General features: G+C 59.5%; 20 protein-coding genes. 8 read left to right on the top strand and 12 right to left on the bottom strand.

Annotated features, from left to right (window positions below; genetic code table 11):
• Positions 1–197: 197 nt before the first annotated feature.
• Together ABY734_RS01265 and ABY734_RS01260 are read right to left on the bottom strand one after the other, a co-directional pair.
• On the bottom strand, positions 198–3,470 hold the full coding sequence (locus ABY734_RS01265) for a UvrD-helicase domain-containing protein (protein ID WP_372777136.1): 3,273 nt from the start codon (positions 3,468–3,470) through the stop codon (positions 198–200).
• The gene (locus ABY734_RS01260; RefSeq protein ID WP_372777135.1) at positions 3,463–6,108 is read right to left on the bottom strand and encodes a PD-(D/E)XK nuclease family protein; all 2,646 of its coding nucleotides are present in this window, start codon (positions 6,106–6,108) and stop codon (positions 3,463–3,465) included. The genes ABY734_RS01265 and ABY734_RS01260 overlap by 8 nt, the downstream gene beginning before the upstream one ends.
• 221 nt (positions 6,109–6,329) lie before the next feature.
• Between ABY734_RS01260 and ABY734_RS01255 the strand changes: the two genes are divergently transcribed.
• The gene (locus tag ABY734_RS01255; RefSeq protein WP_372777134.1) at positions 6,330–7,157 is read left to right on the top strand and encodes an esterase/lipase family protein; all 828 of its coding nucleotides are present in this window, start codon (positions 6,330–6,332) and stop codon (positions 7,155–7,157) included.
• A 13-nt stretch (positions 7,158–7,170) separates the two neighbouring features.
• Here ABY734_RS01255 and ABY734_RS01250 read toward each other — a convergent pair whose 3' ends face one another.
• From ABY734_RS01250 to ABY734_RS01230, 5 genes are all read right to left on the bottom strand, one after another.
• Positions 7,171–9,627, bottom strand: a complete 2,457-nt coding sequence (locus ABY734_RS01250; RefSeq protein WP_372777133.1) for a neutral/alkaline non-lysosomal ceramidase N-terminal domain-containing protein — start codon at positions 9,625–9,627, stop codon at positions 7,171–7,173.
• Between the two features lie 50 nt (positions 9,628–9,677).
• The gene (locus ABY734_RS01245; protein ID WP_372777132.1) at positions 9,678–10,586 is read right to left on the bottom strand and encodes an alpha/beta fold hydrolase; all 909 of its coding nucleotides are present in this window, start codon (positions 10,584–10,586) and stop codon (positions 9,678–9,680) included.
• Entirely contained in the window at positions 10,583–11,227 is a 645-nt protein-coding gene (locus ABY734_RS01240) for a thiol:disulfide interchange protein DsbA/DsbL (protein WP_372777131.1), read from the bottom strand. Before ABY734_RS01240 ends, ABY734_RS01245 begins: the two co-directional genes overlap by 4 nt.
• A 125-nt stretch (positions 11,228–11,352) precedes the next feature.
• Positions 11,353–11,976, bottom strand: a complete 624-nt coding sequence (locus tag ABY734_RS01235; protein ID WP_372777130.1) for a cytochrome c — start codon at positions 11,974–11,976, stop codon at positions 11,353–11,355.
• 37 nt (positions 11,977–12,013) lie between these two features.
• On the bottom strand, positions 12,014–12,316 hold the full coding sequence (locus tag ABY734_RS01230) for a cytochrome c5 family protein (RefSeq protein ID WP_372777128.1): 303 nt from the start codon (positions 12,314–12,316) through the stop codon (positions 12,014–12,016).
• A 153-nt stretch (positions 12,317–12,469) separates the two neighbouring features.
• Here ABY734_RS01230 and yihA point away from each other — a divergent pair, with 153 nt between their 5' ends.
• Complete coding sequence (yihA, locus tag ABY734_RS01225; protein WP_372777127.1) at positions 12,470–13,117, top strand: ribosome biogenesis GTP-binding protein YihA/YsxC; 648 nt, start codon at positions 12,470–12,472, stop codon at positions 13,115–13,117.
• Positions 13,118–13,367: 250 nt separating this feature from the next.
• Here the strand turns inward: yihA and polA are convergent, their stop codons facing one another.
• On the bottom strand, positions 13,368–16,082 hold the full coding sequence (gene polA, locus ABY734_RS01220; RefSeq protein ID WP_372777126.1) for a DNA polymerase I: 2,715 nt from the start codon (positions 16,080–16,082) through the stop codon (positions 13,368–13,370).
• 270 nt (positions 16,083–16,352) lie between these two features.
• Here polA and ABY734_RS01215 point away from each other — a divergent pair, with 270 nt between their 5' ends.
• Positions 16,353–16,613, top strand: coding sequence for a hypothetical protein (locus tag ABY734_RS01215; RefSeq protein WP_372777125.1), 261 nt, complete (start codon positions 16,353–16,355; stop codon positions 16,611–16,613).
• Positions 16,614–16,686: 73 nt separating this feature from the next.
• Here ABY734_RS01215 and ABY734_RS01210 read toward each other — a convergent pair whose 3' ends face one another.
• Positions 16,687–17,535, bottom strand: a complete 849-nt coding sequence (locus ABY734_RS01210) for a metal ABC transporter solute-binding protein, Zn/Mn family (RefSeq protein ID WP_372777124.1) — start codon at positions 17,533–17,535, stop codon at positions 16,687–16,689.
• Positions 17,536–17,596: 61 nt separating this feature from the next.
• Between ABY734_RS01210 and ABY734_RS01205 the strand changes: the two genes are divergently transcribed.
• The 5 genes from ABY734_RS01205 to ABY734_RS01185 all read left to right on the top strand — a co-directional run bounded on the left by ABY734_RS01205 (position 17,597) and on the right by ABY734_RS01185 (position 21,203).
• On the top strand, positions 17,597–18,082 hold the full coding sequence (locus ABY734_RS01205) for a Fur family transcriptional regulator (protein ID WP_372777123.1): 486 nt from the start codon (positions 17,597–17,599) through the stop codon (positions 18,080–18,082).
• Entirely contained in the window at positions 18,079–18,828 is a 750-nt protein-coding gene (znuC, locus tag ABY734_RS01200; RefSeq protein WP_372777122.1) for a zinc ABC transporter ATP-binding protein ZnuC, read from the top strand. Before ABY734_RS01205 ends, znuC begins: the two co-directional genes overlap by 4 nt.
• Entirely contained in the window at positions 18,821–19,612 is a 792-nt protein-coding gene (locus ABY734_RS01195) for a metal ABC transporter permease (protein WP_372777121.1), read from the top strand. Before znuC ends, ABY734_RS01195 begins: the two co-directional genes overlap by 8 nt.
• 81 nt (positions 19,613–19,693) lie before the next feature.
• On the top strand, positions 19,694–20,452 hold the full coding sequence (locus tag ABY734_RS01190; protein WP_372777120.1) for a hypothetical protein: 759 nt from the start codon (positions 19,694–19,696) through the stop codon (positions 20,450–20,452).
• On the top strand, positions 20,439–21,203 hold the full coding sequence (locus ABY734_RS01185; protein WP_372777119.1) for a hypothetical protein: 765 nt from the start codon (positions 20,439–20,441) through the stop codon (positions 21,201–21,203). The genes ABY734_RS01190 and ABY734_RS01185 overlap by 14 nt, the downstream gene beginning before the upstream one ends.
• Here the strand turns inward: ABY734_RS01185 and ABY734_RS01180 are convergent, their stop codons facing one another.
• The 3 genes from ABY734_RS01180 to ABY734_RS01170 are packed head-to-tail and all read right to left on the bottom strand — an operon-like array spanning position 21,204 to position 23,981.
• Positions 21,204–21,875 (bottom strand): SCO family protein, encoded by a 672-nt coding sequence (locus ABY734_RS01180; protein ID WP_372777118.1) that lies wholly within the window; start codon positions 21,873–21,875, stop codon positions 21,204–21,206.
• Complete coding sequence (gene cyoE, locus ABY734_RS01175; RefSeq protein WP_372777117.1) at positions 21,862–22,791, bottom strand: heme o synthase; 930 nt, start codon at positions 22,789–22,791, stop codon at positions 21,862–21,864. Before cyoE ends, ABY734_RS01180 begins: the two co-directional genes overlap by 14 nt.
• Positions 22,788–23,981 carry a heme A synthase gene (locus ABY734_RS01170; protein ID WP_372777116.1) on the bottom strand — a complete coding sequence of 398 codons (1,194 nt, stop codon included), beginning with the start codon at positions 23,979–23,981 and terminating at the stop codon, positions 22,788–22,790. Before ABY734_RS01170 ends, cyoE begins: the two co-directional genes overlap by 4 nt.
• Positions 23,982–24,000: the final 19 nt, after the last annotated feature.

Below are 24,000 nucleotides of genomic sequence, written 5' to 3'. Positions count from 1 at the left end.
CTTTTAATTAATGGCAGGCCCTAACGGTTGATTCGCGGTCTCTGCCAAGGACAGAACACGCCAGAGCGTTGGGCCTAGATAGTCATTTCAGAATAATTGATGGTTTGCGTTAAGTCCACGCAGCCATTCTGAAAGATCCCGGCTAAACAATAGCAAGACCTTGTTTTACCTGCTTTTAATAAATTTTATTGGCGTCGCTAACACTCCACCAAAGCCTGGCAAGCCGGAAAATAGAGACCCGCCCTTACCGTATCTATAGACAGGGCTTCGCTCAGCACTTGGCGATAAATCTGCATCTTTTCGCCATAACGCTCACGCTGTGCCTCGAGGAAGGCCTCGCCGCTGCCGCGGGCGGTTTTGTAGTCGATAATCCAGCAGGTTTCGCCATCGACGAAAAAGCGGTCCACAATCAGCTTCTGCCAGCCCTCCCCCAATTGTCGGCGCAGCGCCTGCTCAGCGCCGCTGGTTTTATAGTGAGCCAGAATCCATCGGCCCCGCTCGCAGGAAAGCGTGTTGTCTACCAGCAGGCGCACCGTGTCGACACTGTCACTCAGGCCGCTCTCCGGATGACAGTAGTGGCGCAGGCGGGTCGGGATCGCGCGGTACAGGCGTTCCGGTGCTTCGCTACGCACCGCCAGTCGGCGCATCAGTTCGTGATAGACCAGACCGACACAGCGTTCCTCAATATTGGCTTCCAGTACTGCCTGGCGCTCCTGCCGGGCCAGTCGGTCGACGGGGGTTTCAGATTCCTGCGGGCCCTGCCATTGCCGGTGAATCCTCAGCTGGGGCGCAGCACTCAGCCGCGGAGCCCGTGGTACCTGCAGGCTCACCTCACTGACTTGCTCCGGCAGGGGATCAGCCGCGTCAAACAGGGTTTGCACCTGCGGCCACAATCGCGCCAAAAGCGAACCGTCAGAAACACTTAACTTGCCTTTGCTGTCGGCCTTCGCCCGGCCCAGCAAATGCAGCTGACAACGCGCCCGCGTCAGGGCCACGTAGAGCAAGCGATCGAGTTCCCGGTCGCTGTCGCGCTTCTGCTGCGCTTTCAGATAGTTGTAAAACCGCTCGGCCCCGGCATCGCCGCCGCGCGGCGCTCGCGGTGCGATCACCAACTCGTCCTGCATGCGCCGCCAGTGAAACAGTGGACTTTCACCGCTGCGTCCGGTTTCACCGAGACCGGGCAATATCACGGTATCGAATTCCAGGCCTTTTGATTTGTGAATGGTCATGATCTCGAGCCGCGCCGGCGCCGACTCCGCGTAGAGTTTGTCCAGTGCCCGGGCAAACTCCTGCCAGTCGTTGATCACCCCGGCCGGAGCCTGCGCCACCAGCAGGGCCTGCACCCGATCGATATTGCGGCGCTCGACGGCATCCACACAGGCGGGTCCTCCCAGGCTGTGCCACAGGGCCGGCACCGCCCAGCGGCAGTCTACCGAACGCGCCTGACCTGAAATGTCAGACCACACCTGGGCCAGTCTCTGCAAGCGCTGCCGGGCATCGGCGCTGAGTGAAAATTCGCCCTGAAACAGCTCTTGATGGCCTTCGAAATCGGTAACCAGATCACTGAGCAGCTGATCGGGCGCGGCATTGGCCAGCACCCAGCAATCGTCCCAGCTCAAACCTACAAAGGGAGCCCGCAGTAACCCTACCCAGCTGGCCCTATCGGCTCGATGCCACCAGGCTCTGAGCAACGCCAGATAATCCGCCACTGCCGGCTGACTCGCGAGTTTGTCGATATCCTGACCGGCAAAGGCAATGCCTGCCGCCTTGAGCGCGGGCACGATCGCCTGCAGGTGGCTGCGGCTGCGCACCAGTATGGCAATTGAGCCCTCGGGGCGCTCCGCCTGAACCTGCTGCACCAGCGCCACCACCTGCTCCGCTTCCGCTGGACGCGCATCATTCCTGTCACCGATTTGCGGGTGCACCGCGACTGCACCCCTTTCCTCGCGCTGGGCAATGGCGGGGGTATAGCCGCCGGCAAACACGGCTGTGAATGCCGCGTTCACCCAATTGACCAGGGTCGGTGCAGAGCGGAAATTGGCCTCCAACTGGAGTTGCCGCAGGGGGTGGCCGTTAAAGTGGCCGAGCTCCAGTAGACGCTCAAACTCTCCCACCAGCGCACCGCGAAACAGATAGATGGACTGCTGCAGATCACCGCACAGAAACAGGCTGCGGCCATCGCCGGGTTCCCAACCCTGCATCAGGTACTGCAGCAACACGATCTGATTGACCGAGGTGTCCTGCATCTCATCGACCAGCATGTGCTGAATGCGGTCTTCCTGTAACAGGGCGTCACCGTAGACCCCCTCGGTTTCCGGCAGCGGCCGCAGCGCACCAATCGCGCGGAAGGCCACTTCCGGAAAATCCAGCATGCCCTTGCTGTTAAACACCAGATGCAGTTCTGCCAGCAAATTTTTTAGCACCAGCACCAGATCGCCGATCAGCGCTTTCGAGGCCTCGGGCAGGCCCGGCGCAGGCAGCTCCGCCAAGCGACATAAAGCTTCTGTTAGATCATCGACATCACCGCTGTCGTGAGCCGCTTTGAGCCAGGCTTTCAGAGTTTCGGTTGCGGCCTGCTTTGGCGGGAAACCGAGTTTGGCATCGACCTTTTTCCGCAGTGTGCCGCTGCCGGTGAGCAACAGGCTGGCCAGCTGGCTGTGCAGTTCGAGGTGCTCGGGCAATGGCTCAGCCAGGTCCTGCAGGTCGGCCGCCCAGGCCAGGCTTTCCTCAAGCGCGGAATGCTCGCGCAGCGCCTCGATCACAGTCTGCAGATTGTAGGCTGACAGAGCGCTGGCAAGCCGGCGATATTCGCCCATGACCACCTCAGCGATGGCCTCTTCCATTGCCTCGAGGCGGCCGGCGACGATACCTTCGACCCACTGATCGCGCTTCGCCAGCAGGTTCGACAAGAGCGGCAAGAGCTGTTCAAGACGGTTATTCGCGTAATTGAGCACATTGCCCAGCGCTTCGCTGAGCTCCGCGTCGCCACCTTCCAGGCGGCCAAACAGGTTGAATATGGCCTCCCGGTAGAGGGCCTCCGGATCGTCAGTGGTGGCAATCTGTCCCAGCCCGGACAGCAGCGGCAATCGGCGCGCGATGCGCGCACAGAAACTGTCAAAGGTAGAAATACGCAGCCGCGAGGGATTCTGTAATAACTGCCAGCCGCGCTGCTGGTCGCGCTCGCGCACCCGGGCCGCCAGCGCGGCGAGCTGGCCCTCGTAGCCCTCGTTGCCGCTGTCACTCAGGTTTAACGCGTGTACGATGCGCTCGCGAATTTCGGCGGCTGCTTTGCGGGTGAAGGTGATCGCCACCACCGCCTCCGGCTGCTCCGCCGTCAGCAGACAATTCAGAAAACGCAGCAACAACACGCCGGTTTTGCCGGAACCCGCCGGCGCCCGCAGCAAGACGGACTGGCTGGGGGCGATGGCCTGGTCGCGGTGCGCCTGGTCGGGTATACGCAACTCAGTCATCGCTCACCTCCCCAGCTCGCGCCAGCACGGGAACATAGGGATCGTAGGCAAAGTCGCTGTCTTTGCACAAGGCATTGTGCCCCGCTTCGCCGGCCAGAAAACCGCGGGCATACTCGCTAAGCACACGCCGCCAGGCATCGCATTCGGCCTGCCATTTTTCCGGACTGTCGACCGGATTTTGCACATTGCGCGGCACCAGATTGGCACTCCAACTCGAGCGCATATGCACGGCCATACCGCTACTCGGGTGAATTTGCGCCAGCACCACGCCCTCTATTTTTTCGCCGACGATGTCTTCGCCGAGCAAGGCATAAAGCGGTAGTTGCGGCTCCAGTAAATTATCCGCATTGAGCTGATTGGCACTCAGCGCACCGGTTTTGTAATCCATCACCACGGTCTTGCCGTCAATACTGTCCACCCGGTCTATCTTCATCCGCAGGGGCAAGCCAAAGGCATCCACCTGCCCCGCTGCCTCCACATGGGTGACAGCAAATGCCTCACTGCGACTTTGTTCAAAGGCCAGCCATTCCTGCAGCAGCGACAGGAGGCGGCGTTTTTCGATACGCCGCAGTTGTTCACCGTGGCCACTGTGCTCGCTCATCGCACGGTCGATAGCTGCAGACAATTGCGCCTCTATTTGCGCGTTAGTCATTGCATGCAACGCGGCACTCTCGCGGATATCGCGCCAGAATAATTCCAAAACCCGGTGGATCCAGTTGCCCTGGGTTTTGGGATCAAGCCCTTCCACCGGCTCGGGCATGGCCTGCAAACCGAGGCGGTATTTCAGGAAGGCAAAAAAGGGACTGATCGCATAGGCCTTGAACAGGCCGGTGCCGCCGCGCAGCGATGTTCTTTCACGCGGCGAGACGGGCCGCACGCGCTCCTCCGCTGGCAACTCCAGTTCGGCGGCTACTGTAAAGGCTTCGCCCAAGTCGGATTCAGGCAGTACGGGATAATGCCAGTCGAGCAGCGTACAGGGGGTCTGCACCACCGCATCATCGCTCTGGCGCGGATAAGAAATCACCCATTCCGGTGCACTGCCCAGCACCGTTTCCAGCAGGGCAATATCGCGCTTCAGGGCATCACTGTGATCGGCACGCGGTACGCCCGCCGCGACCAGCTCCTCGCGCGACAGAAAGGGTGACGGCGGCACCGCCTGTGGCAGCGCCGAATCGCTCAAGCCCAGCACCCAGATGGCGTCAAACTGCTGGCCACTCGCCTCTTCCAGGCTCAGCAACTGCAGGGGCGGCGCCTCGTCGCGTCGCAGCTCAAAGCGCTTGCCCTGCAGTACATGTTGCAACCAGCGCAGCGCATCGCTGCGGCTGATGGCCCCCAGTTGCCGGTCGAGGGCCCGCAGGGTATCCATTACCTGGGAAAAGCCCTGTCGGCACTGATCCACCACCGGGTCGCCCGCTTCCCGGTTCGGCCAGCCGAGGGCCAGCAGCTCCGCATCAAAACGCGCCACCCAGACCGAGGGCTGGGCACGGCCGGTGTGACTGGCTGCCATCTTTTGCAGGCCCAGCAGGGCTTCGGTGGCCGCATCAAAGCCGCGCTGTGCAGCCAGGCCCAGTGCCCGCACCAGGGTGCTGCGATTGCCAAGGTATTCGCGCCAGCACCAGTCGAGCTCCGCCCTGGCTCCGGCCTGCTCAGCGGCTTGGACCACAAAGGGGCTGCGCAGCAAGCGGCTGAGCTGCTCCAGTGGCACTTCGCCCTGGGCGATCTGCAGAGCATCCAGCGCACTGGCAATAATCGGGTAGGCCGACAGACGGCCAGTGCCCACCCGCCAGGGTTCGCTCAAGGCCTGATCGTGGCCGGCCGGAAACAGGCTGGCCGGATAGACATAGCGCTCCAGGGCTCGCTGCAAGGGGGCTTCGTAGCGACTGACATCGGTGGCGACCAGCGCCAGCCGGGGCTGCGCCTGCTCGGCTGGTCGATTCGCCACCCATTGAGCCGCAGCCTGCACTTCCTCTTGCAAGCCGGCAAAGCTCGCCTGATGGCAGCTGAGAGTCTCTTTGGAACTGGCAAAGGGTGGCAGCTGGTAGGTAGCGACGCCCGCCTCCCGCAGATTGTTCAGTAAGGTCTGCTCCGTCGGAGTCAACTCCAGCTGGTGGCTTAGCACCAGCCGCGCCGGCAACTCCAGTTCGTCGATGCGCTCACCCAATGCAGCAACCAGCTGCCCGCCGGTCAGCGCGCCCTGCTCCACCAGCCGCAGCCGCAGCCGCTCGCGCCAGTCGCAGAACGCCTGCTGCTCATTGGTTGCAAAGGGCTTAGCTTCTGTGGACAGCCCATAGCGCTCGGCCAGCTCGAAGGCATCGACAAACTGGCGGGCAATACCTTGCACGCCAATCACCGACTCCGCCAGATAGTCACTGCCGTCGATGCAGGCTTCGGCCAAGGCCAACACCTGCACCGGCCTGAGCACCTGCAGCTCGGGAAAGCTGCTGTCCCAGAGCTCAACCCACCACTGGGCCTTGGGCAGTACCCGCAGGTTTTCCAGCCAGGCTCGCCCTTGAGCCTCGGCAATGCGCCGTCTCAGATCGATGGCTTCACCATCGTGATCCACCAGCACCACCGTTGATTGGCCGTCTTCCAGCCAAGACGACCAATCAGAGGCCATAACCCCCTCAAGCTGGCTCAATATTACATACTCCTTTCGCTGTCTCGGAGGCGCCCCCGGAAACTACCTACTTTATTTTTATTTAATTTAAAAACAATCACTTAGAAAGGTAAAAGCACTCCGTGCGACCCCCAAACTAAGTTTCGTACGCCTTTTGTGCGTTAATCTTTTTGCAATATTCGCGGTAACTCGATATTTTCAAAGCGTATTTATCACTGACATTAGCGTCAGGGAGAAAACCGATGTTCGAGAAAAAGCCCAAGGCTCTGCATACGATACTGGAAAGCCGTTTTGCTGTTGAGGCTCTGGCCCACGTGTCGAGCAAGCCTTTTGAACGTCTCCTGCCACGCGGTGACGGCCACCCGGTACTGGTGATTCCCGCTTTCCTGACCAGCGATGCCTTTACCGCCTCCCTGCGCAATTCCCTGTCCCGGCTCGGCTACGATGTTCACGCCTGGCAGCAGGGTCTCAATACCGGATTGCACCATAACAAACTTGTGCTCCTGCGGCGCCACCTGAAAGAGATTGTGCTGCAGCGTCAGCAGAAAATCACGATCATTGGCTGGAGTCTGGGGGGGATTTACGCCCGGGCGCTGGCCGCCGAGAACGGTGACCACATTCGCCAGGTAATCACCTTGGGCTCACCTTTCGGCATTCCGGTATCGGAGCGCCGGTCTGACGCTGTGCAAGGGCTGGTCAGCCAGGCCTTTCAGTTGCTAAATCGCGGCGCTGAAGACCCGATGGTGGCCAAAGCCGCTCTGTGGCAGAAAACTCCGGCTGTGCCCTGTACTAGCATCTACACCGAGAGCGACGGCATTGTGCACTGGCACTACTGTGTCGATCAAAAGCATTCGCAAAGTGAAAATATTCGAGTTCCCGGCAGCCATATAGGCCTGACTCACAACCCGGCTGTGCTGTATCTGTTGGCTGACCGTCTGCAACAGCGAGCCGAAAGCTGGCAAGCCTTCAACACCCGCGGCTGGCGCGAGCGTCTGTTCAACAATCAGGTTTGCGCAAAAGCCATAGAACTGGCGGAGACCTCAGCTCCGTCACAAGCTTTACCCGCCTGAGCCCGACCGTTGCTCAGGGCGCAGAATAGGGCGTTACCGAAGCACAGTTCTGGGCCGGCCCGCTAATGACAAAGGTCGATGACACACCGCTGTAGGGGATTTCATCCGCCGACGCCGATTCCTTGGCAATACCGTTATGGCGCAGGCGATACATGCCCGGCGCACTATCCAACGGCACCTCCCAGCGTACTTCACCCTCCGAGGGCCCGGTTACCGGCGCATCATTGGGGTTTCCGGCTTGCTGACTGTCACTGCGCCAGGTAAAAAACAGTTCCGGCGCATTGTCGTCGCGTACCACCTGCCAACTGCCGTCGCTCTGTTGCTGCTCAACTACTGCAAAGGGCAAGACCGAGCCTGCGATGGTCACATTGCGCGGATGACCCGCCTGAAAAACCGCCGTTACGCTTTGACCGCGTGCAACGCTCGGTGCCACATCCGTAATCACATCACCATAAGCACCACCGCCATTGTCGTCGGATGGCGAGTAGGGCGAGCGCGTCACCACTGGCGTGCCGTCCACGTAGGCCGGGCCAGAGTCAACCGCCACCCCGGCCACCATGGCCGTCGCCAGTTTCTTGCTTTCCTGCTGCACAGCGGCCAGTTGCCAGGCGCCAAATATTGTCGACGCACCTTCATACTGCTGTGCTGAATACTCTTCTCGGGTCGTGAGGTAGTGCACATAGTCATTCACCAGACCGGCCACCACCAGCGTATCCACACCGTCCTGCGCCAGCACCTTCAGCAAGGTTTTCTGCAGGCGCCTTGCTGCCATGGTCGTCACTTCGAAGGGCACGCCGAGAATAGCCAGGTTGCCGATGCGGAATAACTGAAAGGGGAGAATGCTCGGTTCGGCATTAAGCGGCTCGCCAATGGCAAACAGGATGGGCTTTTCCGCGTGGCAGGACAGGTCTGCACCAGGCAGTTGGCCGACATTACACAGCACGGTGGTAGCCAACAAGTTGGGAGGAATTTTGCCGTCACTGCCCGCGACAAAATCATCGGCCGCCGCCTGAGCCGCGTCCGGGTCTTCACAGCTGGCACCTTCAGCAGTGACCCCCGGCCCATCCTCGGCGCCTGCGCCAAAGGATACGCCCAAGGCCGGATCACAGGTGCGCTTGTCGTCCGAATCCCAGGCCGCAGGCAGGGCAGGGCCTTCATAGGTTTCGACAATGACCTCATCCATTTTCACATGAAAGAAGCGGTAATCGACCCCGCCGCGAAGAATACGACCATTCGCCCCCAGCTCCAGCGCCTTCGCCGCCTGCTTCAGACCGGAAATCGCCGCCGAATCAAAGTCGTCCTCGCCACCACCGCGCGAGGGGTTGGGGTGGGGCAATTGCTTGATGAAAATATTGGGCGAGGCATCGCCCTCGTCAGTCTGGGCGAAAGCGGCAACAAAGGTGTCATTGCCGGCTGCCGCTGCATAATCAGTTCCCAGCATGCGCTCAAGGAGGAGGGAGGCGAAGCCCTTGTTATCCGGGCTGACATATTGCTCGTAGGAGCCAATCACCGTCGGGTGCACCCCAAACCAGTTAATCAGGCCCACGGCACGGTCGTTTTTGCGCACAAAATTCAGCTGCACCGCGCGCTTGTCCACCTCAACCGGCTGGCCCGCACCGTCGACAAATTCCAGCCGTTCGCTTTCCGGGTTGCGTTCAAAGGCGGGCAGGGAGCGGTTGATATTGGTGTTGAGCAGTTCACCGCTAGCCAAGGATATCGGCGCTGGCTCGGGATTGGCCTGCAGGTTGGCGTCGGCTTTGCGAATGGCATCCACCACCCCGCGCACAATCACATCGAGGCTTTCCTGATCGAAGCCAAAGTGAAACAGGTTAAAGGCCTCGTGGTGGGAATAGCCCGCCGGGCCGGAATGGGTATGGGTGGCCGACAGCATCAGATTGTCTGCACCGTAGCGCTGGCTAAGCGCAGTATCGGCGGCAATCTCCGCCAGCACACCCTGACGCACGGAGCCAAAGATCATGCCGGTGTCGGTGGAAACAAACAGCACGCGCTTGCCGTTGCAGGGGCTTTCAATAGCGTAAGCTCGTGCGTACTGGCGCTGGTGTATACCGCTCAGCACCTGCTCCGGATCTTCCCAACCCATGCCGCCGGTATTGGCGATCACCCCAGTGATATCACCGATGCCTGTACCAAAGCGGAAGTCTTGATTGTCCGCGCACTGGCCCGCCGGGGCTGCGACCGTAATGCCTTCGCCCGCAAGATCCAGGGCAAAGTCACCACTGACATCGGCCACATAGCCATCTGGCGCTGTGCCCTGGGTTGCGTCCGGTGGAATCAGCGCCGGGTTGTCGCGCGTACAGGCAGCGAGCTGCTGATCGAGAGGAATAAGCTGGGGCGCGGCCGAGTCGGTTGCGGGAACAGAAGAGGGCGATGACGAGGAACTGGAATCGTTACAGGCGGCCAACAGGCTGCAGACGAGCAGAAAACTGCTGCGGACTATCCATTGTTGCATGGTCTCGGGTTCCCTGTTGACGCTGAAAGCGCCATTTTAACCCGAAAAATTCAGTCCTTGCCCGACTTCCCGGCGCGCAGCTCGGCCAGCAGCGTAACAAGGGCTTCCCGCATCACCAGCGGCTGATCCAGCAGGACGTGGTGGTGGGCATCGGCAATTTCGATGGGGGCTCTGCCGTTCGCCATGTAGGCCACGGTTTTCTCGGCCATTTCACGCGGTGCGACAATGCTGTGCTCGCCAAAAATAAACGCGGTAGGGCAGGTAATCTTCGGCAGCAAGTCGGCTTCAGGCACCTCCACCGGCTCAAGGGTCTGAGTGATGCGGTCGTCAAACTTCCAAACCCAGCCGCCGTCCTGTTCGCGCAGCGAGCCACGGGCCACATGAGCGAACAGGGCAGGATCGGTGCAGTTCTCCTCAGGAATCAGGCGAAAGCGCGCCATCGCCTGCTCAAGCGTGGGGTAGACCCGTTTTGAGCGCAGCTCCGAGGCACCGCGCGAGGGCGTCTCGTCGCCGTTTCGCGGCAGGCTGATGCGGGAATCAATAACGGTCAGGCTCTGGACCTTGTCCGGAAAGCGCGCGGTGGTCTGAATGCTTACCAGACCGCCAAAGCTGTGCCCCACCAGATTGACTGGCGTCAGGTTTTCCGCCTCGATCACCGCAACGATCTCGCGACAATACTGGGGGTGAGAGTAGTGTTCGCGGTGACCACTGTCGCCCATGCCACTGAAGTCCAGCGCCACCACCCGATAATGCTCAAGCAGGGCCGGCACGGTGACATCCCACCAGTGCGCGTGGGCGCAAAAGCCATGTGCCAGCAGCAGGGGCGGTTTGTCCGTAGCCTTCGGGTTCCAGCACAGGTAGTGAATGGCGCAACCTTCGACATCAACGCTGCGCGACTCCGGGATATATCGCAGCGCATCGGTCATCCAGGCCGGTGCGCTTGGGAGAGAAGAGCTCACTGAGCGGCTTTGCGCTCCTGCTCTACAAGATAATCGACCACATTCAGCATATTGCGCTGACTGCCGGCAGTGCGGGTGCTGACCCGGAATTTGCCGTTAACGACCATTTCCGGCGTGCCCTGAATACCGTAGCCGCGGGCGCGGGCGTCGGCCTGGCGCACCTGACTATCAATCGAGAATGAGTTGAACACCTTCATGAACTTCTCGCGATCAACGCCGTGCTGGGCAAACAGCTCCGCCAAAGCATCCGCGTCGCGCAGCATATTGCGCTCCATGTTGATAGCATTGAAGATCGGCTGGTGAACCTTGTCCAGCACGTCCAGCGCTTTGGCGGTGTAGAACGCGCGGGCGTGAGTTTCCATCACCCGATTCCACATCGCAGGGGACTGAACAAAGACCACGTCATCGGCTTGCTTCTTCGACCAGGCGTGCACCATCGGCTCGAAGTGGAAGCAGTGGCTGCAGCCGTACCAGAACACTTCAGTGACTTCGATTTTATTCGGGTTCACGGTGCGGACTTCGTTATCCAGACGAACGTAGTGCTCGCCCTCAACAAAGGTCGACGCAGAGTCTTCGGCGCAGGCCGCAGCGGGCAGCAGCAGGGTCAACAGGCTGGCGATCAGCCATCGGCGTGTCAGCATTCTCAGTCTCCTGGGTAATCGTTCTGTTCTGATTATTTTATCCGGTCAGGGTTCCGGCAAAATGGGCCTGGCCGACAAAAAAGGCGGCAACCGCCGCCTTTTTTCAGTTCAGCAGCGCCTCTAAATCAGTAGAGGCCCTGAATGTAGTTTGCCAGCGCCTTGATTTCACTGTCGCTAAGCTGGAAAGCTACCGTGCGCATGGTTTTGGTTTCTTCGCCGTCGTTCATGCGACCACTCTCATCGCCATCAGCCGCTGCGCGGAAGGCTTTCAGCTGGGCTTCTGTGTAGGCCGCGTGCTGACCGGACAGGGCAGGGAAGCCCGCCGAGGCGTTGCCCTTGCCCGAGGGGCTGTGGCAGCCGCTGCAGGCCGGGATGCCGCGTTCAACGATACCGCCGCGATAAATGGCTTCGCCCTTGGCGGCCAGTTTCTCGCTCGCCTGACCAACCGTGCCTTGCTGCTTCGCGTAGTAGGCAGCGATATCCGCCATATCCTGTTCGCTCATGCCGTCCAGCTGACCGGCCATGGTCGGCACCGGGCGGGCGCCGGACTTGATGTCCTTCATCTGCTTGAGCAGGTATTTCTCATTCTGGCCCGCCAGTTTCGGAAAGGTCGGTGCGGCACTGTTACCGTCGGCGCCATGACAGGCGGCACAGGACTGTGACTTGGCCTTGCCTTTCGCAGCGTCGCCAGCAAAGGAGGGCGCCGCGAGCAGCAGGGTGGACAGCATTACCAGAAGTGATTTTTTCATCGTACCTACTCAATAATTTCCAGATTCTTTCGGGATTTTACGACTTGGGCTTTGCCATGTATTCGATCAAGGCCTTGAAATCCTCGTCCGAACAGTCAAAACACATGCCCTTGGGCGGCATCGCCTTGATACCGTTTTTGGCATTGGCCACCAGTGCATCCATACCTTTTTCTTGCAGGCGCTTGTCCCACTCGGCGACATCACCAGTGCGCGGTGCGCCGGCAGCACCCGCAGCATGACACACTGCACAAGTGCGATTGTAGCGGTCTTCCAGCGCATCTGCCTGCACCAGACTCATCAGGCCCACGGAAAGGGAAAGGGCCAAAAGTGATTTCTTCATAACATCGCTCACGATTGTAATGCGGAGTAAACCCGGGCAGGATGACCGCGAAAAAAAACTGCGGCATTATACACAAAGCCAGCGGGGGGAGACCATCCCTGCGCCGGCCGCACTATACCCCTTTCATCAGTGACGTTCCAACAAGAGACCTCCATGGACGATATCCCGGCCATCAGCTACCGCAGCGCCCGCTTTCTGCAGAGCGCCCCCAGCCTGAAACAATGCCCCGACGATATTGGCGCCGAGGTGGCCTTTGCCGGCCGCTCCAATGCGGGCAAATCCAGCGCTATCAACCGGCTCACCGACAACAAAAAGCTGTGCCGAACCTCCAAAACCCCCGGCCGCACCCAGCTGATCAACTTTTTCAGCCTCAGCGAAACCCAGCGACTGGTGGATTTGCCCGGCTACGGTTTTGCCAAAGTACCCCCGGAAGTCAAAAAGAAGTGGGAGCGCCATCTGGAGCAGTATCTGGCGGAGCGCCGCTGCCTGCGAGGCCTGGTGCTGATGATGGATATCCGTCACCCGCTGCAGACCTTTGACCTGACCATGATCCAGTGGGCTGCCAACTGTGACATGCCGGTGCGTGTACTACTGACCAAGGCCGACAAGTTCAGCAATGGCCAGGCCAAAAACACTCTGCTGCAAGTTAGGAAGGACTTACAAGCCTACGGCGCACTGGTGCAGACACAGCTGTTTTCCGCCCTGAAAGGCACCGGGCTGGAAGATCTGAAGGAACAACTGGATATCTGGCTGGATGCGACCGAACCGGACGAGGAATTTGAAGAGGACAGCGAGGAGTGAATCCCTGCGGGGTTTGCTGTTCCAGACACGCTTAGCGATAGTCGCCCATAAAAAGGCCCGGTGCATGGGGGGGCACCGGGCAATCAGCTTCTCTGGGGAAAACCGACTCATGGAGAAAGTCGGCCAACAGCATTTCGCTGCTGTACAAGTTTAGAAGCTTTCCCCGGCCTTTAGTTCCCGAAATTCCAGAAATGGGAATATTCCCAAAAGCCGTACACTATCAGCAGCTTGCGCGTGATTTCAGCCAAGATTAATGGGCTTCACCCCAATTGTCGCCAACCCCCAGACCTACCTCCAGCGGCACCGCCAGCTCCGCGGCTCCAGCCATCAGCTGCTCGAGTTTTTTCGACACAGCGTCCACTTCGGCTTCGGCCACCTCCAGTATCAGCTCATCGTGCACCTGCATGATCATGGCCGCATCCACATCGCTGGATTGCAGCCAGCCATCCACCTCGATCATGGCCCGTTTGATGATATCCGCAGCGGTGCCCTGCATCGGCGCGTTAATGGCGATACGTTCGGCGGCCTGACGGCGCATACCGTTGCTGGCCTTGATATCCGGCAGGTAGAGGCGGCGGCCGAACAGGGTTTCCACGTAGCCCTTTTCCTTGGCGCTGGCCTTGATCTCCTCCATAAACCTGGCCACGCCGGGATAGCGATCAAAATAGCGCTCAATGTAGTCCTGAGCTTCGCCGCGCGGAATATGAAGCTGACGCGCCAACCCAAAGGCCGACATGCCGTAAATCAGGCCAAAATTGATGGCCTTGGCGTTGCGGCGCTGCTCGTCAGCCACATCTTCCAGCGCCACGCCAAAGACCTCGGCTGCGGTGGCGCGATGGATGTCCTTGCCCTCGGCAAAGGCCTTGATCAAGCCTTCGTCACCCGACAGGTGGGCCATGATGCGCAGTTCAATCTGGGAGTAGTCGGCAGCCACCAGCTTGTAGCCTTTTTCCGCCACAAAGGCCTGGCGAATTCGCCGGCCTTCGGGGGTTTTAATGGGGATATTCTGCAGGTTCGGGTCCGTTGACGACAGCCGCCCTGTGGCAGCCACCGCCTGATGATAAGAGGTATGAATACGCCCTGTGGCCGGGCTGATCATCTGCGGCAGCTTGTCGGTGTAGGTGGATTTAAGCTTCGCCATACCCCGGTAATCCAGAATCAGCTGGGGCAGTTTGTAGTCGTGGGCTAGCTCCACCAGCACCTCTTCAGCGGTTGAGGGCGCGCCTTTCGGCGTCTTCTTTACTACCGGCAGCTCCAGCTTTTCAAACAGGATTTCGCCGAGCTGCTTGGGCGAAGAAAGATTGAAGGGGCCACCAGCTTCGTCGTAGGCCTGCTTTTGAATCGCCTCGATTTTGCCCGCCAGCTCCTGGCTCTGCTTGTCTAAAAGGGCGCGATCGACCTTGGCACCAAAGCGTTCCATGCGCGAGAGCACCGGCACCAGCGGCATCTCAATCGCCCGGTAGACATCATCCAGCTCTTTTTCAGCCGCCACCTGCGGCCGCAGGGCTTCATGGAGCTTAAGCGTGATATCTGCATCTTCGGCGGCGTAATAGCCCGCTTCTTCGACTTTTATCTGATTGAAGGTGAGCTGTTTGGCGCCCTTGCCGGCGATATCTTCGTAGTGAACCGTGGAGGCCCCCAGATATTTCAGGGCCAGCGAATCCATATCGTGCCGATTGCCCGCCGCATCGAGAATGTACGACTGCAGCATGGTGTCTTCGGCAATACCGCGCAGGGCAATGTCGTGGTTGACCAGCACATTGGCATCGTATTTGAGGTTCTGCCCCACCTTCGGTTTATCCGGGTTTTCCAGCAGGGGCTTCAGGGCACCCAGCACCTCTTCTTCACTCAGCTGCTCGGGGGCACCGAGATAATCGTGACCGAAAGGCACATAGGCCGCCTTGCCCGCTTCGACGGCAAAGGACACGCCAACCACCCGCGCCGCCATATAATCCAGACTGGTGGTTTCCGTGTCGAAGGCAAACAGCGGCGCCGCTTCAAGGCGCTTCAGCCAGCGCTCAAACAGGGCCTTGTCCAGCACCACATCGTATTCCACCGGCAACTGCTCGGCCGGCGCGGTTTCACCGCCAGCCAGTACCTCGTCAATCCAGGTATTGAACTCCAGCTCCCGGTACCAGTGCAGCAGCTCATCAGGGTTTTCCGCACCCGGCTCGATTTCATCGAAGGCCAGCGGCAATTCAACATCCAGCTTGATGGTAGCGAGCTGGTAGGACAGCTCCGCCTTGTCCCGCTCCGCCGCCAGCTTGTCCGGCAGTTTTTTGGCGCCGCGAATGGGCAGCTCCGGAATCTGATCCAGCTTCTGATAAATATCCTGCAGGCCACCGAGATTCTGCAACAGGGCCAGGGCAGTTTTCTCGCCAACACCGGGAACTCCCGGAATATTGTCGACTTTGTCGCCCATCAGGGCGAGATAATCGATGATCAGCTCCGGTGGCAAACCAAATTTTTCGTTTACACCTGCCGGATCCATCACCGTATCGGTCATGGTATTCACCAGCGTCACATGCTCGTTCACCAGCTGGGCCATGTCCTTGTCGCCCGTGGACACCAGCACTGACTTGCCTGCGCGGCTCGCCTGAGCAGACAGGGTGCCGATGACATCGTCGGCCTCAACCCCCTCAATCGCCAGCAGCGGCAAACCCATGGCCTTGATAATGGCGTGGATGGGCTCAATCTGCTCACGCAATTCCTCAGGCATAGGTGGCCGATTGGCCTTGTATTCGGGGTAGATCTCATCGCGGAAGGTTTTGCCCTTGGCATCAAATACCACCGCAATAGTCGCCTTGGGATAGTCCTTTTTCAGGCGGCGAATCATGTTGATCACCCCCTTGGCCGCACCGGAATTGCGCCCGGTAGAGGTGGTCAACATGGGCAGGGCGTGAAACGCGCGGTAGAGATAGGAGGAGCCGTCTACCAGTACCAGGGCGGGATCTAGGGTGGTCATGGATGCGTAAAGCCTGTTATTGGGGGAGCGCGAAAGTTTAGCACGACGGCAAATTGCGCCCCAACCACTCTCCCGGAAGAGGCGGTTTATTACAAATGTGTTACCTTTGACGCCGTGCTAGTAACACTTTATGCAAAATAGCACCGGCTTAACGCAAAATTACACCGATTTAACGAGGACAGTCGATCCAAGCTGTGTTACCTTACGTAACATCAAATGTAACAAGGCATTTGATAAAGGGCATAGGGCCCTGTACGGAGGAACCAAGCGATGAAAAGACTTGCAAGTGCAATCTCACTGATGATTGTCAGCACGCTGGCGACTGCCGCCGATTCGCAAGCTCGTATCGACGAGTCGCTGGTACTGGCCTACAACACCAACGCAACTTCAGCGGTCGTTGCTCAGGAAGAAGCAACCGTAACGGCCGAGGAAAGCAGCAAGGTCATGCACCGCACGCTGAACGAGGTATCCGCCTCGCTGGGCGCTGAGCTGGATGCCCGCATTGCCGACCTGATGACTGCGTCAGAGTAAATAAAAGCACTGCGGTCGTGCGACTTCGCATGGCCGCCATTGTTTTTGCTCAACTTAATGATTTAAAAGGCTTTTACTCAGCCTGTCGCGGACACTGTGTAAACGCCGCTCCGAGCTGCCGGTAGTACGCCACGTAGCCGGTCTCCCCATTGGCAATATCCACCCCCATCGGATCCAGCGCGATCTGAAGTGTCTGCACGCCATCGAGCAGGCGCGACATCATTTTGCTCTCGTGCTGGGCCTCGCGAAACACGCAGTCAAACTCCCCCGCCAGCAGGCGGCTGCGCAACTCGACCACATGGGCCGCACCCGGCATCTTTTCGGCGTGGGGCGCAAGCACTGCCGCCGGCGCCAGGCCGTACTGCTGCTCGAAATGCGTATAGCCCAGATGAGGCAGCAAATAGCGCGGTTTGACGGCGGTAAAGCCCTGCTTTAACGATAAATGCTCCTGCCGCAAAGCAGATACCAAGCGCGCCGCCTGAGCATAGAAAAAGGCCTCGGATCGAGGCCGTTTTCGCGCCAGCGTCTCACTCACCAGCCGCGCCATATCGGCCAGATAATCGACGCTCAGCCAGACATGGGGGTCTTTCGCCAGCGCCGTCTCACTAGCCACCCGGCCAAGTGCCAGGGCCTTGCGGTTTCGCTCAAGCGCCGAGGCCAGAAACTGTTCCAGCTCGGGGCCAACCCATACCACCACATCGGCGCGCTCCAGCAACTGCCAGTGGGAGGGCTTCAGCCTGGCATCGTGGGGCGAAAAGCCCGGAGGCAGAAGCAGTTGACTGTCCACTTCGCGACCACCAATGGCCGTTACCAGCAGCTGCAGGGGCTTGATGCTGCTCACGATCAGCAGGGGCTCACGCGCCAGGGCCGGCTGCACCAACCCCAGAATAACCGCCAGCCAGAAAAACTTAAGCCGCTTCAATTCGTGAACTCCCGCGCAAATTGCAATATTATAACATTTTATTTCACTTCGGAGCTAAAGGATGGCCAGTCCTACAGCCTACGCGCGCCACGATCACCACCGCTGCATCGACGATGCTCTGCTGGCGGCGCGCCGGATCTGCAAAACTCAGGGCGCCCGCCTGACCACCCTGCGCGAGCGCGTGTTGGCAAAGGTCTGGCAAAGCCATCGCCCGCTGGGCGCCTACGCCATTCTGGAACTGCTGGCCGAAGACGGCGAGGGCCATCCGGCACCGCCCACGGTGTACCGGGCACTGGACTTTCTGCAGGAGCAAGGCCTGGTGCACCGCCTGTCCTCACTGAACGCCTACATCGGCTGCGACAGTCCGGGCCAACCCCACGACAGTCAGTTTTTGATTTGCCGGCACTGCCAGGTCACCGTTGAGGTCGCCTCCCGCAAGGTAAGCGAGGCGGTTGCGCGTTGCGCCGAGGCCAAGGACTTCAATATTCAGCACAGCAATGTCGAGATTGTCGGCGACTGCCCCAACTGCCAGAAAAAAGCCTTATGAGCGCCTTGGTAACCCTCGACAAAGTGACCTATAGCGTTGGTGAGCGACCCATTCTCGACGAGATTTCGCTGTCGCTGACCGCAGGGGAAATCACCAGCCTGATTGGCCCCAATGGCGCCGGCAAAACCACCCTGGTCAGCCTGCTGCTCGGTTTGAGCCAACCCAGCTCCGGGCGAATCAAGCGCCGACGCGGCCTGCGCATCGGCTATATGCCGCAAAAACTGACGCTCAACGCCGGCCTGCCGCTGAGCGTCGACCGCTTTCTGGCCCTGACCGGTGCCGGCAGCCGGGCGCGTCGGGAATCGCTGGAATTGGCGGGAGCCAGCCAGCTCTTTGGCCATTCCATGCACGGCCTGTCCGGTGGTGAAACCCAGCGCGTTCTGCTGGCCCGCGCCCTGCTGGCCAAGCCCCAACTGCTGGTACTGGACGAACCCGCCCAGGGGGTCGACATCAGCGGCCAGCAGGAGCTCTACGCCAAAATTTCCGAGCTGCGCAACCAGCTCGGCTGCGCCGTGCTGGTGGTATCTCACGACCTGCACTGGGTCATGGCGCAAACCGATTCGGTTATCTGCCTGAACCGGCATATCTGCTGTCACGGCCACCCCCAATCCATCAGCAGCGACCCGGGTTATCTGACCCTGTTCGGTGACAAGGAAGCCCCCGTGCTCGCCCCCTATGTTCACGAACACGATCACGATCACTCCATGCACGGCGACGTTGTCGATGAAGGCTGCCAACATGACTGACCTGCTACTTTACGCCTTGACTGCCGGCCTGCTGCTGGTGATTCCCGCCGGACCGCTGGGCAGCATTATTCTGTGGCAGCGCATGGCCTACTACGGTGACACCCTTGCCCATTCGGCGCTGCTTGGGGTCGCGCTGGGTTTGCTGCTCGACACCCAGGTTGAATTCACCGTTATCGCCGTGTGTGTTGTGCTGGCGCTGGTGCTGGGCCCGCTGCACCGGATATCGGGCAACAATCTGGACAGCCTGCTGGGGATCGCGGCGCACACGTCTCTGGCCCTCGGCCTGGTTTCTGTTTCGCTCCAGAGCGGCGCTATCGACCTCAATGCCTACCTGTTTGGCGATATTCTGGCGGTGCGCGCCAGCGATTTGGGTCTGCTGGCTGCCATCTCCCTGCTCTGCACCGGCTTGATACTGTGGCGCTGGAATGCACTGGTCGCCATTGCCACCCACCGCGATCTGGCACAGGTGGAAGGGCTGCCGGTTGCCCGGCTGGAGATATTGCAGATGGTATTGATTGCACTGCTGGTCGCAGTCGGCATGAAAATTGTTGGGGTGCTGCTGATCAGTGCACTGCTGATCATCCCGGCCGCAACCGCCGGTCGACTGAGCCGAACACCGGAGCAGGTAGCACTGGGCGCTATTGCTTGTGGTTGTCTCGCGGTGTTTGGTGGCCTCTACAGCGCCTGGCAACTGGATACGCCTGCCGGGCCGAGCATCGTGGTGTTTGCCGCTGCGTTATTTTTCCTGTTGTTGCCGGTGGGCAGAAGTCGCAGGCGAGTTTAAAACGACTTGAAATAGGCGCGAGTAAGTATTAACTTCCCGACTCTTAAAAAATCATAATCCGTTGCTCAGGCGAAAACACACTTGGCATCAAAGAGGACTGCACACCTCTTTCCCGAATTGGCACTGAAGGAGCGCCTGCTGATCTCTGCGGAGAGAGACATCGCTCTGCATAGCTTGCCTGGATCACGTATACAACGCGTGGTCAAAGACGCTGGCTCTGCCAATATTTCTGCTATTCGCTACCACTACGGTGATATGGCCCGGCTGCAGGACGCGGTTTTTTTCTACCGCTACAAAGCCATCAATCGTTACGCAGACATCATCAGCCAGCGCTGGTCGGCAGAAGTTGGCGAGCACATGCGTCTGCAGCACTACGTGTTTGCCATCTTTGCACCCCGCTGTCTGATTATTTATCACACCCTGCCGGCAGCCTATTACTGTGCCTGCGCAGAGCAGCTGGAAATCCTTAAACCGGACCGCATCAATAGCCAGGATCGCTACCCTTGGTTTGCGCCCTTGCGCAACGCCTTTGCCGGACTGTATTCGCTGCTCAGCAAACAGTTGGGTGGCGACGCCGCCCTTGAAAGGCTGCAACTGGTGGCGCCGCTGACCGCCGGCATGCTCACCCAGCGCGAACGCAAACTGCGTGAAGCGTTTGAACGGGACGAGCTCAATCGAGCCGACGCCGCCGCCGAGCTGAGCCGCTTTGCCAGCGGTGTCGCCGAATCGCTCAGCGCCAGCCTGTTACGGGAGCACTACGAGCCGGTAGACACGGACTTTTCTAGCGTTTTCAGCGACCTGATTGCGATCTCTCCGGAGTGGTTTCTTGAACAAACTTGATAGCAACTCCACGGCCTTTGTCAGTCACTACAAGCACCTGCCTATCTCCGAGCGAATGATCCTGGCGGTAGAGCGCCAGACCTCGCTTTTTGGCAAGGATGGCGCGCGAGTTGCGGCCATCCTGAAAGATGCGGGCACCCGCAACGGCGCCGCCATTCAGCACTACTACGGAGATAAGGACTCGCTTATCGATGCGGCCTTTGTCTATCGAGCCCAGGCCTTCAACGACTGGGCTGGGAATTTCCGCGCCACCCTCGCTGATATCGACGTACAGCTGAATCATTTGATCCTGGGCATGCTCGGCGCCTGGAGCTATATCCTCAAACAAACCGTACCCTACTGTTATCACGCGGGCTTTTTGCAGAAATTGCACTGGTTTTCGGTGGACAGCCAGACCGCCAGGAACATGACCGGCGAGATGAAAGCCTTCTATACCGATGTCGCCATCTTTTTGAAAGAAGAGTTAGGTGAAACCGAAATGCGCGACCGCATTGAACTCGGTTCCCTTCAGGTCATCAGTGCGGTGGCGTCGAAGGAGCGGGAACTGCGCGACCGCTTGTCCCAGACGCCGGGCACGGCGGCCGAACGGGGTCTTGAAATCGAGCGTTACGCTATTGAGCTCAGCGAATCGGTAGCCGCCAATTTGCTGCGGGAACGCTACCGGCCCTTTGCCAACGACCCCACCGAGCTATTGCGCGAGGCCGACCAACGCAGCGGCGACGCGCAGTGGGTCATCGAACGGATTTCCTAATCAGCGCAGCGCGCGAAAGGTCGGCATTACCCGATTGATCTGCTCAACACTGATAGGGGCTTTTAGAATACCGACGAAGTGCCCGTTCGGGTTGATCAGCGCCACATTGCCACTGTGATCCACCAGATAATTCTCACCACCGCCCGGCACCTTGTTGAACGGCGCTCCGAGACCGGTGGCAAAGCGATGAACGTCCAGAAACTCGCCGGTCACACCGCGAAAATCCTCGTGAAAGAAGGACAGGTACTGACTGAGCTGGCTCACGGTATCCCGTGCCGGATCGACACTGGCCAGCACGATGCGGGTATCTGCACGCTGTTCCGGCGTCAGTTGCTCGTAGTACTGCTTCAGCAGCGCCAGGGTGGTGGGGCAGACATCCGGACAGAAGGTAAAGCCGAAGAATACGATATCCCACTGACCCTCAAACCAGGTCGCGTCGACCGCCTCACCCTTGTCGTTAGCCAGTGAAAAGGCGGGCAGTTTGCGCGCAGTCTCAAACAACAGGGCGCCGTTGGCCTGCAGCTCTTCCTGGCTTAACACCCGCTCGCGGGTGAAGGCCCAGAAAAACCCGCCAACAAACAGGGTGGCCAGTACCACAATGGTAACGACCGTGATCTGGATGCCGCGCTTGCGCTCGCCGCACACTTCTTCAAAGGGCTCAGGATAGGCCACGCTCACCTCCCAATTCATAGATAGTCATGGCCGGCAGCATGTAGTGGTCCACCAGCATGATGACGAAAATCGCCAGCAGATAAATCAGGGAATATTTGAAGGTTTCCATCGGCGCATTGGGGTTTTTGCCGCGCATCAGAACAATGGCCCAGTAGATAAAACCGGCTCCCAAAACCACGGCGCCTAACAGGTAGAGTGAGCCGCTCATGCCGGTGGCAAAGGGCATCAGTGAAACCGCAAACAGAATCAGGGTATAGAGCAGGATCTGCAGGGCGGTGTACTTCACGCCGTGGGTCACCGGCAGCATGGGAATATCGACCTTGGCATATTCATCCTTGCGAGCAATGGCGAGGGCCCAGAAGTGGGGCGGCGTCCAGGCAAAAATAATCAACACCAGCAGCAGGGCGTGACCGTGGATTTCACCGGTCACCGCCGTCCAGCCGAGCAGGGGCGGGGCAGCGCCAGCCAAACCGCCGATCACAATGTTCTGCGGTGTCGCGCGCTTGAGCCAGAGGGTGTAGACCACCGCGTAACCCAACAAGGAGGCCAGTGTCAGCCAGGCGGTGAGTTGATTGATTTTGACAATCAGCAGGGCCATGCCAACAGCCCCCAGCACCAGCGCAAACAGGGAGGCGTGCAGCGTTTTGATCCGACCCTGGGCCATCGGCCGATTCTTGGTCCGGGACATCACCAGATCGATACGCCGATCGACCAGATGGTTCACCGCCGCCGCCGAGGCCGCGCACAGACCGATGCCGAGGTTGCCGTAAAGCAGAACATCCCAGGGCACCATGCCTGGCACCGCCATAAACATGCCGATCATGGCGGTCACCAGCATCAGGTAAACCACATTGGGCTTGCACATTTCATAGTAGTCGCGCCAGATAGCGCGGCTTTTGCCCGGGGTGTCAGTCACGATGCGTGCTCCATGGGCTCTGCGGTTCGCAGGCCGTAATTGAGGGTGACCAGGGTCAGCAATAACAGGGCGCCGCCAAGATTATGGGACACCGTCACCCAGAGGGGGAATTTTAGCAGAATGTTACCCAAGCCCAGTGCGACTTGAAGGGCGAGCGCCGCCACCACAACCAGCGACATGGTCTGCAGCGGCACGAGACCGCTGCGCCGCAGGCGCCAGGCCAGCATCAGCAGCACGATGGTGGTTACGATCGCGCCGATGCGGTGGGAAAAATGAATGGCGACCCGCGCCGCGTTGTCCATGGTGCCGCCGAGATAATTGGGGCCGATATGCTGGAAGACATCAAAACCGGCGGCGAAATTCATCTCAGGCAACCATTCGTTCTGGCAGGTGGGCAAATCCGGGCAGGCCACCGCCGCGTAGTTTGATGTGGTCCAGCCGCCCAGCGCCACCTGCGCGACCACCACAAACAGAGCGATCAAGGCAAAGGGCTTCAGGGCCTTTACTGCACCAAATTGCGCTGCCGGAATTTGCCAGTGCGAGTTGCGCAAGCGCAGCGCAAGCAGCCACAACAGGGCAAACACGGTAAAGCCGCCAAGCAGGTGAGCCGTTACCACCTGGGGCCACAGTTTGAGTGTTACCGTCCACATTCCGAACAGGCCCTGCAAAATCAGGAAGCCCGCTATAAAGGCCGGGAGCTTCACTGGCTGACCGGACGAGGTGCCGGTTTTAATCGCCAGCCAGGCAAGCCAGCCAAAGTAGGCCGCCACCATTTTCCACAGATAAGGGTCCAGACCGTCGCCATAGACAATGCGCGCCACGGTGCCCAGAAACAGCACCGCAAGCAAGGCAACGGTGCCTTTCCAGGGCTGCTCTTCGGGCCGGTGTTTAAGGCTCAAGGCAAAAATAATAATGCCCAACAGGCCAAGGCTTGAGGCAAACAGACGGTGCACCTGTTCAGGCCAGGTCTTGTGGGATTCGACCGGCGTGTCGACAAAATCCGGATGGGCATTGGCGGCCGCAATTTCATCGTCGCTCGCAGGCCACAACACATGCCCATAGCAGGTGGGCCAGTCCGGGCAGCCGAGGCCGGCATCCACTAAACGGGTAAAGGCACCCAGCCCCACCACAAGCACCGCTAGGGCGCAGGCCAACAGCGTCAGGCGATAGCCCGGCTTTGACTGATTCATGCTTGTCTCCCCCAACAAA

This window comes from Litorivivens sp., from assembly GCF_041624475.1.
GTDB lineage: Bacteria > Pseudomonadota > Gammaproteobacteria > Pseudomonadales > Spongiibacteraceae > Litorivivens.
The sequence above is the reverse complement of the archived record's forward strand: the minus strand, read 5'-3'. Positions and strand labels throughout refer to the sequence as shown.

Excerpts from the sequence above, each read along its gene's own strand:
- yihA (WP_372777127.1), top strand. The coding sequence starts at position 12,470 with ATGGACGATATCCCGGCCATCAGCTACCGCAGCGCCCGCTTTCTGCAG.
- ABY734_RS01255 (WP_372777134.1), top strand. The coding sequence starts at position 6,330 with ATGTTCGAGAAAAAGCCCAAGGCTCTGCATACGATACTGGAAAGCCGT.
- ABY734_RS01170 (WP_372777116.1), bottom strand. The coding sequence starts at position 23,981 with ATGAATCAGTCAAAGCCGGGCTATCGCCTGACGCTGTTGGCCTGCGCC.
- ABY734_RS01205 (WP_372777123.1), top strand. The coding sequence starts at position 17,597 with ATGGCCAGTCCTACAGCCTACGCGCGCCACGATCACCACCGCTGCATC.
- ABY734_RS01265 (WP_372777136.1), bottom strand. The coding sequence starts at position 3,470 with ATGACTGAGTTGCGTATACCCGACCAGGCGCACCGCGACCAGGCCATC.
- ABY734_RS01215 (WP_372777125.1), top strand. The coding sequence starts at position 16,353 with ATGAAAAGACTTGCAAGTGCAATCTCACTGATGATTGTCAGCACGCTG.
- ABY734_RS01250 (WP_372777133.1), bottom strand. The coding sequence starts at position 9,627 with ATGCAACAATGGATAGTCCGCAGCAGTTTTCTGCTCGTCTGCAGCCTG.
- polA (WP_372777126.1), bottom strand. The coding sequence starts at position 16,082 with ATGACCACCCTAGATCCCGCCCTGGTACTGGTAGACGGCTCCTCCTAT.
- ABY734_RS01195 (WP_372777121.1), top strand. The coding sequence starts at position 18,821 with ATGACTGACCTGCTACTTTACGCCTTGACTGCCGGCCTGCTGCTGGTG.
- ABY734_RS01230 (WP_372777128.1), bottom strand. The coding sequence starts at position 12,316 with ATGAAGAAATCACTTTTGGCCCTTTCCCTTTCCGTGGGCCTGATGAGT.
- znuC (WP_372777122.1), top strand. The coding sequence starts at position 18,079 with ATGAGCGCCTTGGTAACCCTCGACAAAGTGACCTATAGCGTTGGTGAG.
- ABY734_RS01240 (WP_372777131.1), bottom strand. The coding sequence starts at position 11,227 with ATGCTGACACGCCGATGGCTGATCGCCAGCCTGTTGACCCTGCTGCTG.
- ABY734_RS01235 (WP_372777130.1), bottom strand. The coding sequence starts at position 11,976 with ATGAAAAAATCACTTCTGGTAATGCTGTCCACCCTGCTGCTCGCGGCG.